Source organism: Arthrobacter pascens (genome assembly GCF_030815585.1).
Classification (GTDB): Bacteria; Actinomycetota; Actinomycetes; order Actinomycetales; family Micrococcaceae; genus Arthrobacter; species Arthrobacter pascens_A.
In genome coordinates, this window is sequence record NZ_JAUSWY010000001.1 from 3,975,724 (window position 1) to 3,991,488 (window position 15,765).

A 15,765-nucleotide genomic window follows, 5' to 3' on the forward strand; every position below is an offset into this window, starting at 1 on the left:
TTACGGAGCAATCGACGGGGTGGGAGGGTCGTGGCGCACGGGGGATCCCGCGGCGAAGGCGCGCACCTGGGCATCGTTCCAAATATGGGCCGGGACCGCTCCGCCCAGCAGGCGGCGGGCCAGCTGGGGGTCGCCGTCGAACGGTATATCGCTGCCGGCCATCACCATGTTGCCGTAGCGGCGGCCCTTGAGCATCGCGGGATCGGCGATGATGACGGTGTGCTCGAAAGACGCCGCGATGGTGGCGGCGTCCTCGCGCGCATTCTTCAAGTCCGGGGCGTCGCCGGAATTCACCACGTACATGCCGCCGGGCGCAAGGACCCGCCGGACGTGCTCATTGAACTCCCTGGTGGTGAGCGGCCTGGGTGTCAGCGCACCGGCAAAAACGTCCCGGATGATGAAGTCGCGGGTGTCGGCCGTGAGCGTTTCGGTGACCTCGCGGGCCTCCCCCACCCGTAGGCGAAGCAGCGGCGCCTTGGGAAGATCGAACCAGCCGCGGACGTACTCCGCCAGCTTTCCGTCGAGCTCCACCACCACCTGGCGCGCATCGGGGTAGGCCCCGTGGAAGTAGCGGGCCAGGGAACAGGCCCCGCCGCCAAGGTGCAGGCCGCGCAGCCGTGCCGCCGGGCCCGTTTTGGGCTTCGGCGGCCAGCGCGATTCGATAAGTGCCGCCATCCAGCGCATGTACTCAAAATCCAGGAAAAGCGGATCAGCGAGGTCGATATGGGAACTCATCACACCGTTGATCTTCAGGAGCCAGCCGTTGGAATTGTCCTGGTCCGCAATCAGTTCGCAGTCGCCCGTATCGATGTAGTAGACGCCCTCAACCGGGCCATCCGGCCGGGTTCCCTTGGGTACTTCCACCACGCCCGCCATCGAACGTTCACCGTTCCGGCCGCCTGACTTGCCGCGTTTCGCCATTACCAGTGTCCCGCATCAGTCATGGTCCAACACTAGTTGACGCTAGTTGGCCGGCGATGCCTCTTTGCCGTCCCTGATCCGCTTCACCACGGCGGTGGTGGAACGCTCCGCAACGTAGTCCAAGATGGCCACCCGCCCGCCGTAGTCTTCCACGGATTTCGTCTCCTCCAGCATCTCAGGGGTGTAGTCCCCGCCCTTGGCATAGACCTCGGGCCTGAGCTGCTCGATCAATGGAATGGCCGTAGGGGTATCAAAAACTGTCACGTAATCCACGCAGCTGAGTGCGGCGATCACCGCGGCCCGGTCAGCCACGGCGTTGATGGGCCGGCCGGGACCTTTGAGCCTGCGCACTGATTCGTCGCTGTTGAGGGCAACCACCAGCACATCGCCGAGCTGCTTGGCCTGGTTGAGGTACCGTGTGTGGCCGCTGTGCAGCACGTCGAAGCAGCCGTTGGTCAGCACGATCCGCTGGCCTTGGGACCGGTGCACTTCCAGCTGCCGTATCAGTTCCTCCGCACTGAGCGCCGTGTCCGCAAAACTCGCCAGGTGGCGGCTCAGCTGGGCCGTGCTGCAGACGGACGTCCCTGGCTGGTGCACCACCACGTCCGCGGCTGCCTGCGCCAGGTCCAGGCTGGCCGTCAATGGAAGGCCAGCAGAATGGGCCAGTGTCAGCGCAGCAACAAAGGTGTCACCGGCACCGGACGCCTGTTTTTCAGCGGCTGGCCGCGCCCAGGTCCGGTGCGAGCCTCCGTCCGCCGAGAAGAGCACGGTCCCGTCCCGGTCCAGGGTAACCACCACGGCCCGGGCGCCCGTGGCCGCCAGCAGCGCCTCCCGGTGCCGGGCCACGGCGTCGACCCTCCCCGCTCCGTCTGGCAGGCGAAGGTCAAGCATCCGGGCGGCTTCCTGGGCGTTGGGGGTGACCAGGTCTGGCTGAAGCCCGGCCCACGGACGCGGGTCATGGGCGTCAATCACGGTCAGCGGGCGGGCTGTTGCGCCTTCCGCCCCGTCGGCTCCCCGCACCGCAAGCGCCGCAATGAGGCTACTGCGGACCGGATCGACCAGGACTCCGGTTCCGTAGTCACACACCAGCACCGCTTCCTGAAGTTCGACGGCGGCGCGGACTGAAGCGGCCAGCGCGGCCAGCGCCTCCTCCGGGACTGCACTGGCCGAATCATCAATCCGCAGCATCACCTGGCCGCCGCTGCTGATCCGGATCTTGGTGGTGGTGACCATGGACGGATGGTCGTACAGGTTCCGGACGTCGATACCCGCCTCCATCAGTTTCTTCCGCAGCGTCACACCGGCGTCGTCGGTTCCGATGATGCCCGCCACGGACACGCGTGCACCCAAGGCGGCCAGGTTCATGGCGGTATTGGCAGCGCCACCCGGGGCGAATTCCCGCGTGGTCACGTCCACCACCGGTGCGGGCGCCTCGCGGCACAGCCGTTCGATGTTTCCGTTCCACCAGCCATCCAGCATCACATCGCCGATCACCGTGATGGCAGGGCTCTCAGCGGCCAGGCGCCTGGGCAGCCACTCGGACAATGCCCGCTGGCCGGAGAGTCCGCCCCGGCCGGATGGTTCCTGCGGGCTCACGGCTGGTCCAAATCAGAACGCTCCATGTCCGCAAGCTGCTCGCCCGGCAACTGCAGGGCGAAAGGCGGCGGCGCAGCCACGTGCACTACCTTCACGCGGGTGAACTCATCCAGGAGCTCCGGGCCATAGCCGAAGCCCTGCCCGCTCTCCCCTCGGGGTTGGGCCGACCCGCCCGGTGCGCCGCCGAACACCTCGTTGACCTTCACCGTTCCTACCGGTAGGGCAGCGATGGCGTGCTGGACATGGGCAATGTTCCCCGTGAGCACGGTGGCGGCCAGGCCATAGCGGCCGCTGCAGGCCTGCCGCAGGCCAGCATCGAAACTCGGCACTACCTGAACCGGCGCCACGGGACCGAAGGTTTCCTCCGTCATCACCTGCATGGTGTCCGTGCAGCCCAGCAGCACGGTTGCGGGATAGAAGGCGCCCTGGCCCTCGGGAACAGCTCCGCCTTCCACCGCATGCGCACCGAGCTCCACGGCCTGGGCCACCTGCGCGTGAACGGACTCCCGCAGCCGGGTATCCACCAGCGGCGCTACCGTGCCGTTGCTGTTGCGGAGCGCGGCCTCGGCTTCCAGCGCGGCGCAGAATTCAGCCGCAATGGCTTCATGGACGTAGATCCGTTCCACCGAGGTGCAGATCTGGCCGCTGTTGCTGAAGGCACCGATGGCAGCCTGCCCGGCAGCCCAGGCAGGGTCCACGTCCCCGTCCACCAGGAGCGGATCGTTCCCGCCGTTCTCCCGGATGGAGTGTGCGCCGGTGCTGACCGCCGCGCTGGCAATCCGTGCTCCGGAAGCGCTTGAACCCACGTGTGCGATGACATCCACCCCGGCCGTGGTCAGGAGTTCACCCACGCGGGCACCGCCGGAAACGGTTTGCAGCACGCCGGGCGGGAAGGCCGGGGCCAGCACCTCCCCCAGGGCTTCGCCCAGGCGGGGGCAGCGTTCGCTCGGTTTGTGCACCACGGTGTTGCCCGTGACCAGGGCGGCGCCGATCAGTCCGCAGGCCACCGCCACGGGATCGTTCCACGGTGTCAGGAGAACAGCCACGCCACGGGGCTCGGCCACGGTGTAGTCAGAGGCGAGCTGGTTGCCTCGAAGGCTGTGTCCGCGGTGGACTGGTCCAAGTTCGGCGTATTGCTCCAAGGTGGAAGCCCCGGCCGCGATCCCGGCCAGTGCTTCCTCCACAGGGCGTCCGGTTTCACTGCTGTTGAGCCCGGCGAGTTCCGAGGCGGCAGCCTGGAGCGCGCGCGCCGCGGCCCGCAGGCAGGAGCCCCTCTCAGCCGGAGCCACAACGGCCCACTGGCCCGCCGCACTCCTGGCCACCTCTACGGCGTGGGTTATGGCAGGCGGCTCGGCCTCCGGGACGGACCAAAGGATTTCGCCGGTGCGGGGATCCCTGATGGTGACCCGGGAACCTTTGGGGCGGGCTTCGGAAGCGGTTGGTGGCGCAGCCGTCGTTTGCGTGGCAGCCATATGCATGGAACTCCTCCCGTACGTACTTCTCCTTGCAGTCCCGTACCCCGGGAGCCGGCGTTTACACGGTGGCGGGCAAACGGGAATCCAGTGCTGGCCAGGGACGCCGCGCGTCCGTAGGGTGGCAGCAGGCAGACGGGAGGAGCGGGCGGATGGAACCTGGCGAGAGCGGCATCGGACCGGTGCTTGATACCTTCCCGGACATCTCCCGGATCGCACTGCTCCGCGGTGGAGGGCTGGGCGACCTGATGTTCGCGCTCCCCGCCGTGACCGCCCTGAAGGCCGCCTACCCTGGAGCCACGCTGACCCTGCTGGGGACCCCCGTCCACCAGGCCCTGGTATCTGAGACGCGGAGCCCCGTGGACGACGTGATGGTGCTGCCCTTTGCGGAAGGCGTGCGGCCGGGAGAGGAAGACCCCGCGGCCACCGGGCAGTTCCTTAGCGCCGCGAACGAACGCCACTTTGACCTGGCTGTCCAGCTCCATGGCGGCGGCCGCTACTCCAACCCCTTCCTGCTGCGGCTGGGCGCGCGGCATACTGCCGGATCCGCCACCCCGGACGCCGCCCCGTTGGAGCGGACGCTCCCGTACACGCTCTACCAGCACGAACCCATGCGCGCCTTGGAGGTGGCCGGCCTGGCCGGCGCTCCGCCCGTGGCTCTGGAGGCGAGGCTGCGCCCGCAGGACAGATTCATGGCCGGGTTGCCCGCCACATTGGGGTCGGTGCTGCCGCCAAACGGCGCTCCCCTCCTGGTGATCCATCCAGGGGCCAGTGATCCCCGCCGCCGCTGGCCGGCGGCCAGTTTCGCGGCCGTCGCCCGGGCAGCGGCCGACGGCGGCTGCCAGGTCCTGGTGGTCGGTGACCGGAGCGAGACCGGGCTGGCGGACACGGTGGTGGCTGCCGCCGTCGGACTCTCCGCCGGGAAGAGTGACAGTAAGTCCGAGAAGAGGGTGGCCTCCTTGGCCGGGCGGCTGCGGATGGGTGACCTGGCGGCGCTGCTTGCCCGCGCCGACGTTGTCCTGGCCAACGACAGCGGGCCACGGCACCTCGCGCAGGCAGTGGGTGCACGGACCGTGGGGATCTACTGGGTCGGCAATGCCCTGACCTCAGCGCCGCTTGGCCGTGGCCGCCACCGGCTGCACCTCTCGTGGACGACCCATTGCCCGTCATGCGGCGCGGACGTCACCCAAGTGGGGTGGACCGCGCCGCGTTGCCCGCATGAAGAAAGCCTGGTGGCAGGCATTCGGCCCGAGAATGTCTACGACGATGTCCGGAGCCTGCTGGGGCGGTAGTCCGGCCCCGGTTCCCAGCATCCCTTAGGGCCAGGACCCCTCCTCCGCATGGCAGATCAACATCTCCCGCACCTCGCACCCGGTGGGCTGCGAAAGCACAAACAGGATGGCCTGAGCCACGTTGCCCGGGCTGTTGAGCCGCGAATCATCCTGGGGCTTGTACTGCTCGGTCCGGTCATCAAAGAAGTGGGTTTTCATGCCGCCGGGGATCAAAGTGGTCACGCCGATCAGCCCAGCGGTCTCGGCCGCCAAGGCATGGCTGAAGCCCACCACGCCGAACTTGGAGGCGCAGTACGCCGTGGCATCCGCCACCGCGCGCTTCCCCAGGGTGGAGGCCACCGTCACCACCCGGCCCCGCGAGGCCTTGAGGTAGGGCAGCGCGGCCCGGACCACGGAAACCGTGCCCAGCAGGTTCACGCCGATGACCTTCTCCCATTCATCGGCCGCAACGTCCGCCAGCTTGCCGCAGCGGTCGATTCCCGCTGCAGTGACCACAGCATCCAGCCCGCCCAGGGACTCTGCGGCCTCCTGGACGGTCCGTTCCACCGCGAGGCGGTCCGAAACGTCAACCTCGAACGCCTTCACCGCCGCAACGCTGGTGATGTCGCGGTCCAGCACCACCGGTGTGCCGCCAGCCCTCAGGACGGCTTCGACGACGGCGGCCCCCAGTCCGGAGGCGCCTCCGGTAACCAGGACCCGGCCAGGCCAGGATGTCTCGGTGTTCATGGTGTTCCTTTCGCTCAGGGATAGGTGCGGAAAGCGGTTCAGCTGACGCTGGGTTTCAGCTGACCTTGGCGAGGGCGTCCGCCAGGCCTGTTGTGGAGCGGGCCGGATGGTACGGGACGGTGACGCAGCGGCCTCCCCAGCTCTCCACCAGCTCGGCCTCGGGCAGACGGGCGCCTTTGTAGTCGCCGCCCTTCACCCAGATGTCAGGGCGCAGGCGGTCCAGGGCGGCCTCCGGGGTGTCTTCATCGAAGATCATGACGGCATCCACGCACTCCAGCGCCAGCAAGAGTTCAGCCCGGTCCTGCTGGTTCATAATGGGGCGCTGATCGCCCTTTAGCCGGTGCACCGAAGCGTCGGAGTTAAGGCAGACAATCAGGCAGTCGCCCAGTTCGCGGGCGGCGGCAAGGGACCTGACGTGGCCAGCGTGCAGCAGGTCGAAGCAGCCTCCTGTGGCAACCACCATGCCGCCGTTCTCACGGATGCCGCGGGCCAGCAGCAGCGGCTCAGTGGTGCGGTGCCTGGCTTTGCCCGGGGCCGGCTCCGGCAGCGATGCCACTCCTCCGGCGGCCAGGAAATCCGCCGCCTCATGGACGGCAAGCACGGCAGCGTCCTCAAGGTCACGGCCGTCCGCCAGGTGGACGGCCAGGCTGGCCGCGAGCCTGTCACCTGCCCCGCAGGGATCGGCCACCTCAACCCGGGGTGCCGGAACCTGCCGCGGCGCCCGGTCGCGCCGACGCAGCAGAACGGCTCCGCGCTCCCCCGTGGTCACCAGGACGGCCCGGCTTCGCCACTGGTCCAGCAGGATGCCTGCAACCTCACCTGCCCCGTCAGAAGAAGCCTGCTCCAGGGACCCGGCGGGGCTCCTGGCGGCCTGGTGCGCCTCCGAAAGATTCGGTGTCACCACGGCAACCCCGGGAACGGGAGGAGCTCCCGAGGGATGCGGGTCCCACACAATGGGCACCTCATCCGCCAGTCTTGCCAACAGTTCCCGGAGCTGTGGGTTGGCTGCCAGGCCGCGTCCATAGTCGGCCACAATGATGGCTTCGGCTTTCTCCACCGCCCTCAGCATCGCGGGGGTGACGTCCGGGACCGGCGTCCTGCCGCAGCCCTGGTCAAAACGGACCACGGGGTGCGATCCGGCCCGGACGCGGGTCTTGACCGGCGACGGGAAGCTGCTGGGACCGGCCACGAGCCGCACTCCCGCGAGCGCCGCCTCCAGCTGCCGCCCGGCGTCGTCGTCTGCCAGCACCGTCACCAGGGTGACCGGCCAGCCGTCTTCGGCCAGCATCCGGGCCACCAGTCCGGCGCCGCCGGCGCGGCGCCTGATGCCGGAAACGTCAACAACAGGAACCGGCGCATCGGGGGTCAGTCGGGTGGCCTCTCCGGACAGGTCAACATCCAGGATCACGTCCCCCACCACCACGATCCTCATGGCCTGCCATCCCATTCACTTGCAGGCATGCCGGCACTGCGCCGGCTGACCTCCAGGTCGAAGGCCCGGCAAACGGCGTGCAGCGCGATCAGGTGGCCTTCCTGCGCGTTGGCATTGACGGCGTCGATCATCACCGCCTCGTCACAGGCCGTGGCCAGGGGGTTGGGTCCCGGACCCGTCAACGCCCACGTGGTGACGTTGAGCCGGGAGGCTGCTTCCACTGCGCGCAGCAGGTTGGGGCTCTTGCCGCTCGTGGACAACAGGACCAGCACGTCACCGGACCGGCCGTGGGCACGGACCTGCCGGGCGAACAGCTCGTCGTAGCCGTAGTCATTGGCAATGGCCGTCACCGCCGAGGTCTCTGCGTGCAGCGAGATGGCGGAAAACGGGATACGCTCGCCGTCGAACCGCCCCACCAGTTCAGCGGTCAGGTGCTGGGCCTCGGCCGCTGACCCGCCGTTGCCGGCGGCCAGGAGCCGTTGCCCCCGGAGCAGCCGCTGCGCCAGCTCCACGCCCCAGGCGGCGAGGCGGCCGGACTGGCTGCGGAGGGATTCCAGTGCAGGAAGGACGTTGTCCAGATGCACCCGCACGGCGTCCACGGACCCGGCATCCACGGAGCCTGGGCTGTCTTGTATGGAAGGCAGTGCGGACACCCGTGCGGAAGGAAGCGCGAGGTCCGGGAGGTCGGCCTCCCGGAGGGACCATTCGGCAGTCATAGCGCCGCTCCTTCCATCGATACCCTGTCGGCCGACATTCCTGCAGCTGCCAGCTGATACGCCTTTTCAGTTTCGGCAGCCACCCGGTCCCACGAATACCGTGAGCCCGCACGCTGCTGCCCTGCGGCCCCAAGTTCTGCCCGCAGGGCGGAGTCGCCCAGCAGGAGGGCGAGCGCGGACGCGATCGCTTCCGGGTCCCGGGGTGGCACGTGCAGCCCCGTGTTGTGGTCCACCACCGTGTCACGGAGCCCACCCACGGCGGCCGCCACCACCGGCACCCCGCACGCCATCGCCTCCAGCGGGACAATGCCGAAAGGCTCGTACCAGGGCGCGCAGACCACGGCGTCCGCGCTCCGGAAGATCCCGGGCATTGCCGCCCGTGGCACCTGCCCCTGAAGCGAAATCCGGTCCGAAACGCCCAACTCAGCGGCGAGGTCCAGGAGGCGGCGCACTTCCGGGTCGGTGTGGAGGGCACGCGAGTCGCCGCCGCCGCCCACAATCAGGAGTTCGACGTCGCCGAACCCCGCGTCGCTGAGGAGCGGAAGGGCCCGGATCACCAGGTCCACCCCCTTGCGCGGAACCAGCCTGCCAACCGAGAGGATACGGTAGCTGCGCGGCTTTGGATCCGCGGATCCTTCGGCGGAAAAGAGGCCGAGATCCACGCCGCACGGTGCAATCGAGACTTTGCCAGTCTTGATGCCCATGGATTTCAGTTCGAAGACCTCATCGGAGCAGGTGGCGATGATCCGGTCTGCGGAGCGGGCCACACCGGGCTCAAGCCAGCGGCGTTCCGGCGGGCTGGTGTCTTCAAGGCCCTGGTGCCTGCGCTTGACGGTGCCGAGGGCGTGGAAGGTTTGGACGACGGGGACGCAGTAGCCTGCGTCTTCCCTTCGCGCCGCGTCCAGTGCCGCCAGCCCGGACATCCAGAAGTGGCCGTGCACCACGTCCGGCGGCCGCGCGCCCCAGTCCCGGGCGATGCCGTCGGCCAGCTCCCCTATGAACGGAAGCAGCTCATCCTTGGGAATGTGGCAGGCCGGTCCCGCCTCCACGTGCACCACTTCAAGCCGCCGCCCCACTTTCACCCTGGACGGAAGCTCCGTTGCGTCCCTTCGGGTGTAGACAGTGACCCTGTGGCCCCTCTTGGCCAGCGCCTCGGACAATGCGGCAACATGCACGTTCTGCCCGCCGGCGTCCACCCCGCCCAGGGCCGCCAGCGGGCTGGCGTGTTCTGAAATCATGGAGATCTTCATGGAGTATTCCTCTCTCGCCGCGGAATAAGGATCTTCTCTTCCAGACGTTCGGTTCCGGTGTGCCGGGGTGTGGTGTGCAAGTCCCAGAGGATTTCGTCCCAGCGGTCCAGGAATCTGCCCAGCCCATATCGTGCCAGTGCCGCCTCCCGGGCGGCGGCGCCCCGCCGTCGTGCTTCTTCCGGGTTGGCGACCAGGCGCCGGGCGCAGCGGAGCAGCTCGTCGACGTCGGCCGAGACGGCGCCGGCTTCCGGGGGCACCGCCCGCGGCGCTTCAGTGGTGGCCAAGGCAACCACGGGCATTCCGAGGTGCATGGCCTCCAGGAGCGACAGGCCCAGGGACGTCCAGCGCATGGGGTGCAGGTAGACCCGGCAACGGGCCAGTTCGCGGTGCAGTTCGCGCGTCTGCAGGTCACCGCGGGCGGTGAGCCGGGACTTCTCTATCCCCGCGACGGCGGCCAGCCCCTCGGTTTTCATGCCAAAGACCTGCAGCGGCGCAACGGAGGCGAAAACGGGCAGGAGGTCCGTTCCGGTCACCCGTCCCCGCCGCACGGGTTCGTTGATGACCACACCGAGTTCGGGAAGCTCTCCCGAATAGAGCTGCCCGGGGTCCGGGATCCCATGCTCGATAACTAACGTGGGGGCGGAACCACAGTCCCAGGCGAGCCTGTTGAAATGCGTTACGTGCACCACGGGGATGTCCGACCGGTCCGCAAGCGGGTGCCGGCTGAAGGGGAAGTCGCCCTTCGGCGTGTTGTGTTCCACGTACAGCGCCGGCAGGTCCGCGCCAGGCTGCCGTCCCAATGCCCTGGCGGCTACGGCGATTTCCTCCGGACGCTGGAGTACGACGGCGTCGACGTGATCGGCGTCGAGGTCCGCCAGGGTCACCTCCCGCGCTGAGTCCGGCCAATCCCTGCCGGCGCGGCCGAGGCCCCAGGGGCCCGCCTCCGGCAGGACGGGAAGCAGGTACTCATGACGGCCCCGGACAAAAGCGTCCGTCCAGGACCCGTGCACGTGCCACAGCAGGATTCTCATCGGTCCCGGGCCTTTCTCCTGGTACTGACGTGGGTACTCAAGGACGAGACCCCGCCGATCAGCCGCTCCACAGCCTGTACAACCTCCTCCGGTGAGACGGTGTCCAGGCAGGGGTGCCCCGGTACGGGACAGACGCGGGCCCTGGTAAGCCGGCACGGGGCGTTCTGGTCGCCGAGGAGTTCCAGGGGCACGCCGTAGGGGGCCCAGCGCACGGCCGGGACCACCGGGGAGAAGAGGCAGGCAACAGGGGTTCCCACGGCCGCGGCCAAGTGGGCCGGCCCGGTGTTTCCGGTGACCACCGCGTCCGCCCGGGCCAGGACCCCGGCCAGGGTGGCCAGGTCCGTGCGTCCGCCCAGGTCAAGGGCCGACGGGCCTGCCACAGTGGCCGTCAGCGGGATCTCGTCCGGCCCGCCGGTTACCACCACCCGGTGACCGGCGCCCTCGAGGAGTTCGACGGCGGCGGCGTGGTGGAGCGGCGGCCAGGCCCTGGCCGGGACGGCAGTTCCGGGGTGGACCACCACATACGGGCCGTCGCCCACCAGCTCCTGCACGTCCGGAACATGGCCCACCCGGAGCTTGCCGTCGTCGCCTGCCGGCAGCCTGAAACCGGCTGCCCGGGCAATCCCCAGCGCGCGCTCTGCCTCTGGCTGGTCTTCCGGGAAGTCCTCCCCGGGCTTGAGCCTGATGTCCAGCAAGGAGCCCGCGTAGTCAGTGGAGGCGCCGCTGATCCGTTCCACTCCTGCCAGCCTCAGCAGCAGTGCCAGCGGCAGCGGGGACTGGTGGAAAGACGTCAGGATCACCGCCTCGGTGATCCTGGAGTTCCTCACGTAGTCGATCAGCCTGTCCGCGTGCGGCCCGGTCATTCTGGGGCCAGGGTTCATGATCCACGGGCAGTCCCAGCTGTACACCTCCGCGACTCCGGGGAGCATGGACGCCGCCCCCTCCCCTTGGCGCCCGCACACCATCACCACATGGTTGGGCTGGCTCCCCTCCGGCTGCCGGCCGTTGGCCACGGCGCGCACTGCCGGTCCTGCCAGAAGGACGTCACCCATGCTGTCCAGCCGTGCCACGAGGAGGCGTCCCATTACGCGTCCCCCATCAGAAGGTCCACGGCCAGCGCCAGGGTCTGTGCCACAAGCCGTGACTCGCTGACTTCCTCGGCTCGGGTCACCGGCGTGGGTACCAGGACGCCTCTCGCCCCTGCGGCCTCGGCTGCCCGAACGTCACTGCCGATGTCCCCGATCAGCGCGGCCTCCGAGGTTCTTATGCCCAGTTTCCGGCAGGCGCTGTGCAGCATGCCCGGAGCGGGCTTCCGGCAGCCGCAGCCGTCCTCCTCCGAGTGCGGGCAGACCTCCCACACGTCAAAAGGCCCCAGGAGCTCATCAACCCGGGCGTTGACGCTTGCCACGTCTTCGGTGGTGAGGATGCCCCGGGCGACGCCGGACTGGTTGCTAAGCACTCCCGTCGCCAGTCCCTGGCGGCGGAGTAAATCCAGCACGTCCTTAGCACCCGGCATGGGCTGGACCAGGCCGGGGTCTCCGTTGTAGGGCACGTCAACCACCAGCGTTCCGTCCCGGTCGAACAGGACAGCCCGGAGCTGCGGAGTTGCGGAGCTTCCCATACCCACCTAGTTCCCCGCGCCGCAGCTCCTAAACAGAGTGGCTGGCATTTTCTTCCGGACTAGACTCCTCTGACACGGCTGCGTAGAAGAGAGACCCAGAGCTGGAAGGAAAGGCGGGACCATGGATATCTCGGATGAAGGGCCAGCTGACGTCCGGCCCCAACTGTTGGTGCTCCGGGCCCTGGGCCTCGGCGATCTGCTCGTGGCTGTTCCCGCCCTGCGCGCCTTGCGGAGAGCATTCCCGGGCTATCGCCTGCGCTATGCTGCGCCCGGGTGGCTGGCCGGTGCGCTGGAGCTGGTGGGCGGTTACGAACTGGTGCCGCTGTCCGGGCTTGAAGCCCCCATCCCGGTGCGCCCCGGAGAGGTGGATGTCGCCGTCAACCTGCACGGCAAAGGCCCCCAGAGCAGTGAACGGCTCGAAGCCATCGGCGCCCGGAGAATTTTGCAGCACTGCACCAGCGACGGCGACGGCGACGGCGACGGCGACGGGCCAGCGTGGGTGGAAGACCTGCACGAGCGTGAGCGCTGGACGCGTCTGCTGCATTGGCACGGCATCAACGCCGACCCGCGGGATTGCGCACTGCGCACTCCGTCCACCCCAACAAAGTTTCCCGGCGCCACGGTGGTCCATGTGGGCGCCGCCTTTCCCAGCAGGCTGTGGCCAGCCGAGCGGTTTGCGCGCGTGGCCAGACAACTGTCTTCCCGCGGCCATCAGGTGGTGTTCACCGGAAGCGCCCAGGAGCGCGGCAGGGCAGTGGAAGTCTGCCGCCTGGCCGGGCTGCCCGAAGTCTCGGTTCTTGCGGGCGAGCTGGAACTGCAGGCCTTTGCCGCCTGCATCGCAGGTGCGCGGTTGGTGATCTCAGCGGACACCGGGGCAGCGCACCTGGCATCGGCTTATGCCCGGCCTTCCATTGTCCTCTTCGGGCCAGTGGCCCCGGAACGCTGGGGGCCGCCGCCCGGGCCTCACCTGGTGTTGACGCGGGGACGGCTGCGGCGCGGCGACCCGTTCGCGGACAGCCCGGACCCGGCCATTCTTGGGGTGACGGCAGGGGATGTGCTGGAGGCAGTGGCAGAGCTGGAATCCGCACCATAGCTTCCTTCCACGAGTCTGTGCTGGAGTTCCACGAGCACACGGGCCAGGCGGCGCGAAACCTGCATCTGCGTCATTCCCAGCCGCTGGCCCAGTTGCACCTGCGTCTCTTCGCAGAAGTAACGGCGGTACAGCAGTTCCCGGTCTCCAGGGGCAAGTTCCTCCATGGCCTCACGCAGGCAAGCCAGCTCGTCAAGCCGCTCAAGGGGCGCTTCGGGAGACGCGAGCACCTCCGCAATCGGAGGGGCGTCATTGTGCGGACTCACGGCATCGATCGAATCCGGATGCAGGCTGCTGGAAGCGCAAATAGCCTCCTGCACCTCGGCGGCTTTCACTCCGAGTTCCTGGGCCAGCTCTTCAACGCTCGGGCTCCGGCCCATCACCTGGGCCAGCTCCGGCTCCACGCGGAAGAGACGGGAGCGAAGATCCTGGATGTGCCGTGGCGGCCTGATCACCCAGCTCCGGTCCCGGAGGTACCTCTTCAATTCCCCGTTAATAGTGGGCGCAGCGTAGGCCGGAAAACTGTCGCCTTTGGACTGGTCGAAGCCGCGGGCAGCCTTCACCAGGCCCAGATAGGCCACTTGGTTAAGGTCGTCCCTCTCCCGGCCGCGGGCCTCAAATCGAGCGGCCAGCGCTTCAGCCAGGTCCAGGTGGGACAGTACCAGCTCGTTTTCGAAGGTCTCGCGCAGCCGTCCGCCCTTGGGAGCGAATTTTTGTGGCGGAAGATCCAGCGACTCGAGTGGAGTATTCTCCAAAGCAAGCGCGCCAAGAAACTCAGGCATGTCGACGGTTCCTTCCGGTTCGGAGTCGGAAAGCCTGCGGCAAGACTTAGCAGTAGGAAATCATAAGGCTACTTATAAGACAATGCTTGCTGGATATAGGCTCGGTGTGCAGGGCGGAACCGCCCATCCCACGCGAAGGAGACCTCGGCATGCGCATCGCTATCACCGGAGCCAGCGGGAACGTTGGCACAGCGCTTCTCCGCAACCTTCAAACCCAATCGACTAAACGGCCCGGAAACCTAGAGCTCGTGGGCATCAGCCGGAGGCGCCCGGACGCCACCCTGCCGCCGTACGCCGGGGTGGAATGGCACACGTTGGACGTGGGCCGGGATGCCGACTTTCCACTCCTCCGCTCGGCCCTGGCCGGCGTGGACGCCGTGGTCCATCTGGCCTGGCAGGTCCAGCCGAACCGGGATCTGGCGGCCCTGCACCGGACCAACGTCACGGGTACCAGCAATGTCCTGGAAGCGGCCAGGCAAGCAGGCGCGGCGCATATCGTGTGCGCTTCATCGGTCGGCGCCTACAGCAAAGCCCCGAAGGATCAAAGGACCGACGAATCCTGGCCCGCCGGCGGGATGGCTGGGTCACATTACAGCAGGCACAAGGCGGAACAGGAAGGCCTGCTGGACCGCTTCCAAGAGGAACAGCCAGGCGTGAGGGTGGCAAGGCTCAGGCCTGGTCTGACCTTCCAACGCAGCGCCGGGAGTGAAATCGGACGGTACTTCCTGGGACCACTGATACCCCGGCTCCTGCCGCGACGGCCTTGGATACCCATGCTGCCCGCGCCGGACGGCCTGATCTTCCAGGCGGTCCATGCCGACGATGTTGCCGAGGCGTACTGGCAGGTCCTGGACCGCCGCGAGTCCGGCGCCTTCAACATTGCGGCGGAGCCAGTTGTCACGCCGCAGGAACTGGGCCGGCTCCTGCGGGCCAGACGAATCCTGCCCATCCCAATGGCCCTGTTGCATGCGTTAGCCGGACTTACATGGAAGCTCCGGCTCCAGCCCACGGACTCCGGATGGGTGGACATGGCCGCCGAAGCCCCGGTTATGGATACCAGCCGCGCCCGCCAACTGCTGGACTGGGAGCCGCGGATGTCCTCCATCGATGCCATCGCCCAGGTCCTGGACGGCATAGGGGCGGGGGAAGGAGTGTCTCCCTCCCCCGCCCTGAAACCGCGGCGGACATCGCCGAAGCCTTAACCGGAAGTTCCGGATATGCCCTAGACGGCTGAACGTGGATTATCCCGGTCAGTTCGGGCATCCCGGTCACCATGCGGATCCCCGTCCGTGCGCATGCCTTTGTCCGTGCGCATCCCCTCGTCCGCACCCGCCTCCGGCCCGCTCCGGTCCCCACGGCCAGTCCGGACATCCCGGTCCGGATTCTTGTCCGGGTCAACGGCGTCGGCCTTCTGGCTCTGCTTGGCCATATCCTCGCGAAGGGATCCGGCATCAGCTGCGCGCTGCTCGGCTTCCTGCTTCAGCCGGGCGGCCTCAACTTCTGCTTGCTCGGCGTCGGCGCGTGCGCGGGTTGCCTTGGCCTCATTTTCGCGGGCATCCAACTCGATATTCTCGGCCTTGCGGCGGATTTCAGCTGCTTTTTCGCGGTGCGATTCGTCGCGCTTCTGCTGCATCGCCTTACGGCGCTGCCCTGTCACCAGGAACAGAACGATAAGCACCACCACAACAATGCCAACAACCACCCAAATCCACAGTGCTGTCTCCAAAGCTACCCACCTCTTCCCACTTCGTTGTGACCGACCCCTGGCGATGTCTGCGCGACAGGCATTCAGGTCCGGTTAAAACTAATTTAGCAAGGGTACTTACCTTCTGTTAG

At 67.9% G+C, this 15,765-nt stretch carries 14 protein-coding genes and 1 pseudogene; 3 read left to right on the forward strand and 12 right to left on the reverse strand.

Annotated elements, in window-relative coordinates:
• The 3 genes from QFZ30_RS18355 to QFZ30_RS18365 are packed head-to-tail and all read right to left on the reverse strand — an operon-like array spanning position 1 to position 3,989.
• Complete coding sequence (locus QFZ30_RS18355; protein WP_307078661.1) at positions 1 to 921, reverse strand: spermidine synthase; 921 nt, start codon at positions 919 to 921, stop codon at positions 1 to 3.
• Between the two features lie 42 nt (positions 922 to 963).
• Positions 964 to 2,517: a D-glycero-beta-D-manno-heptose 1-phosphate adenylyltransferase gene (gene rfaE2, locus QFZ30_RS18360; protein WP_307078663.1), complete on the reverse strand. Its 1,554-nt coding sequence runs from the start codon at positions 2,515 to 2,517 to the stop codon at positions 964 to 966.
• Positions 2,514 to 3,989 carry an aldehyde dehydrogenase family protein gene (locus tag QFZ30_RS18365; protein ID WP_307078665.1) on the reverse strand — a complete coding sequence of 492 codons (1,476 nt, stop codon included), beginning with the start codon at positions 3,987 to 3,989 and terminating at the stop codon, positions 2,514 to 2,516. The genes rfaE2 (QFZ30_RS18360) and QFZ30_RS18365 overlap by 4 nt, the downstream gene beginning before the upstream one ends.
• Before the next feature lie 152 nt (positions 3,990 to 4,141).
• Between QFZ30_RS18365 and QFZ30_RS18370 the strand changes: the two genes are divergently transcribed.
• Positions 4,142 to 5,281, forward strand: a complete 1,140-nt coding sequence (locus tag QFZ30_RS18370; RefSeq protein ID WP_307078667.1) for a glycosyltransferase family 9 protein — start codon at positions 4,142 to 4,144, stop codon at positions 5,279 to 5,281.
• Positions 5,282 to 5,305: 24 nt separating this feature from the next.
• On the opposite strand, the gene QFZ30_RS18375 is transcribed toward QFZ30_RS18370, so the two are convergent.
• The 7 genes from QFZ30_RS18375 to QFZ30_RS18405 are packed head-to-tail and all read right to left on the reverse strand — an operon-like array spanning position 5,306 to position 12,057.
• Positions 5,306 to 6,007, reverse strand: coding sequence for an SDR family oxidoreductase (locus tag QFZ30_RS18375; RefSeq protein WP_307078669.1), 702 nt, complete (start codon positions 6,005 to 6,007; stop codon positions 5,306 to 5,308).
• Positions 6,008 to 6,062: 55 nt separating this feature from the next.
• Positions 6,063 to 7,439 (reverse strand): D-glycero-beta-D-manno-heptose 1-phosphate adenylyltransferase, encoded by a 1,377-nt coding sequence (gene rfaE2 / locus QFZ30_RS18380; protein ID WP_307078670.1) that lies wholly within the window; start codon positions 7,437 to 7,439, stop codon positions 6,063 to 6,065.
• Positions 7,436 to 8,155, reverse strand: coding sequence for a D-sedoheptulose-7-phosphate isomerase (locus QFZ30_RS18385; protein ID WP_307078672.1), 720 nt, complete (start codon positions 8,153 to 8,155; stop codon positions 7,436 to 7,438). The genes rfaE2 (QFZ30_RS18380) and QFZ30_RS18385 overlap by 4 nt, the downstream gene beginning before the upstream one ends.
• Positions 8,152 to 9,405, reverse strand: coding sequence for a glycosyltransferase (locus tag QFZ30_RS18390; RefSeq protein WP_307078674.1), 1,254 nt, complete (start codon positions 9,403 to 9,405; stop codon positions 8,152 to 8,154). The genes QFZ30_RS18385 and QFZ30_RS18390 overlap by 4 nt, the downstream gene beginning before the upstream one ends.
• Complete coding sequence (locus QFZ30_RS18395) at positions 9,402 to 10,436, reverse strand: glycosyltransferase (protein ID WP_307078676.1); 1,035 nt, start codon at positions 10,434 to 10,436, stop codon at positions 9,402 to 9,404. The genes QFZ30_RS18390 and QFZ30_RS18395 overlap by 4 nt, the downstream gene beginning before the upstream one ends.
• Positions 10,433 to 11,521 (reverse strand): glycosyltransferase family 9 protein, encoded by a 1,089-nt coding sequence (locus tag QFZ30_RS18400; protein WP_307078678.1) that lies wholly within the window; start codon positions 11,519 to 11,521, stop codon positions 10,433 to 10,435. Before QFZ30_RS18400 ends, QFZ30_RS18395 begins: the two co-directional genes overlap by 4 nt.
• A complete protein-coding gene (locus QFZ30_RS18405; RefSeq protein ID WP_307078680.1) occupies positions 11,521 to 12,057 on the reverse strand; it encodes a D-glycero-alpha-D-manno-heptose-1,7-bisphosphate 7-phosphatase in 537 nt (178 codons plus the stop codon). Before QFZ30_RS18405 ends, QFZ30_RS18400 begins: the two co-directional genes overlap by 1 nt.
• A 121-nt stretch (positions 12,058 to 12,178) precedes the next feature.
• Between QFZ30_RS18405 and QFZ30_RS18410 the strand changes: the two genes are divergently transcribed.
• On the forward strand, positions 12,179 to 13,150 hold the full coding sequence (locus tag QFZ30_RS18410) for a glycosyltransferase family 9 protein (RefSeq protein WP_373462860.1): 972 nt from the start codon (positions 12,179 to 12,181) through the stop codon (positions 13,148 to 13,150).
• Positions 13,151 to 13,173: 23 nt separating this feature from the next.
• On the opposite strand, the pseudogene QFZ30_RS18415 reads toward QFZ30_RS18410, so the two are convergent.
• Positions 13,174 to 13,929: pseudogene (locus tag QFZ30_RS18415) on the reverse strand (sigma-70 family RNA polymerase sigma factor); the annotation flags it as partial.
• 149 nt (positions 13,930 to 14,078) lie between these two features.
• Between QFZ30_RS18415 and QFZ30_RS18420 the strand changes: the two are divergent.
• The gene (locus QFZ30_RS18420; protein ID WP_307078683.1) at positions 14,079 to 15,131 is read left to right on the forward strand and encodes an NAD-dependent epimerase/dehydratase family protein; all 1,053 of its coding nucleotides are present in this window, start codon (positions 14,079 to 14,081) and stop codon (positions 15,129 to 15,131) included.
• Between the two features lie 20 nt (positions 15,132 to 15,151).
• Here QFZ30_RS18420 and QFZ30_RS18425 read toward each other — a convergent pair whose 3' ends face one another.
• Complete coding sequence (locus tag QFZ30_RS18425; protein WP_307078685.1) at positions 15,152 to 15,655, reverse strand: hypothetical protein; 504 nt, start codon at positions 15,653 to 15,655, stop codon at positions 15,152 to 15,154.
• Positions 15,656 to 15,765: the final 110 nt, after the last annotated feature.

Bases quoted from the DNA above. Each gene is read 5' to 3' on its own strand.
- QFZ30_RS18355 (WP_307078661.1), bottom strand. From the start codon at position 921: ATGGCGAAACGCGGCAAGTCAGGCGGCCGGAACGGTGAACGTTCGATG.
- QFZ30_RS18365 (WP_307078665.1), bottom strand. From the start codon at position 3,989: ATGGCTGCCACGCAAACGACGGCTGCGCCACCAACCGCTTCCGAAGCC.
- QFZ30_RS18370 (WP_307078667.1), top strand. From the start codon at position 4,142: ATGGAACCTGGCGAGAGCGGCATCGGACCGGTGCTTGATACCTTCCCG.
- QFZ30_RS18375 (WP_307078669.1), bottom strand. From the start codon at position 6,007: ATGAACACCGAGACATCCTGGCCTGGCCGGGTCCTGGTTACCGGAGGC.
- rfaE2 (WP_307078670.1), bottom strand. From the start codon at position 7,439: ATGAGGATCGTGGTGGTGGGGGACGTGATCCTGGATGTTGACCTGTCC.
- QFZ30_RS18385 (WP_307078672.1), bottom strand. From the start codon at position 8,155: ATGACTGCCGAATGGTCCCTCCGGGAGGCCGACCTCCCGGACCTCGCG.
- QFZ30_RS18390 (WP_307078674.1), bottom strand. From the start codon at position 9,405: ATGAAGATCTCCATGATTTCAGAACACGCCAGCCCGCTGGCGGCCCTG.
- QFZ30_RS18395 (WP_307078676.1), bottom strand. From the start codon at position 10,436: ATGAGAATCCTGCTGTGGCACGTGCACGGGTCCTGGACGGACGCTTTT.
- QFZ30_RS18400 (WP_307078678.1), bottom strand. From the start codon at position 11,521: ATGGGACGCCTCCTCGTGGCACGGCTGGACAGCATGGGTGACGTCCTT.
- QFZ30_RS18405 (WP_307078680.1), bottom strand. From the start codon at position 12,057: ATGGGAAGCTCCGCAACTCCGCAGCTCCGGGCTGTCCTGTTCGACCGG.
- QFZ30_RS18410 (WP_373462860.1), top strand. From the start codon at position 12,179: ATGGATATCTCGGATGAAGGGCCAGCTGACGTCCGGCCCCAACTGTTG.
- QFZ30_RS18420 (WP_307078683.1), top strand. From the start codon at position 14,079: ATGCGCATCGCTATCACCGGAGCCAGCGGGAACGTTGGCACAGCGCTT.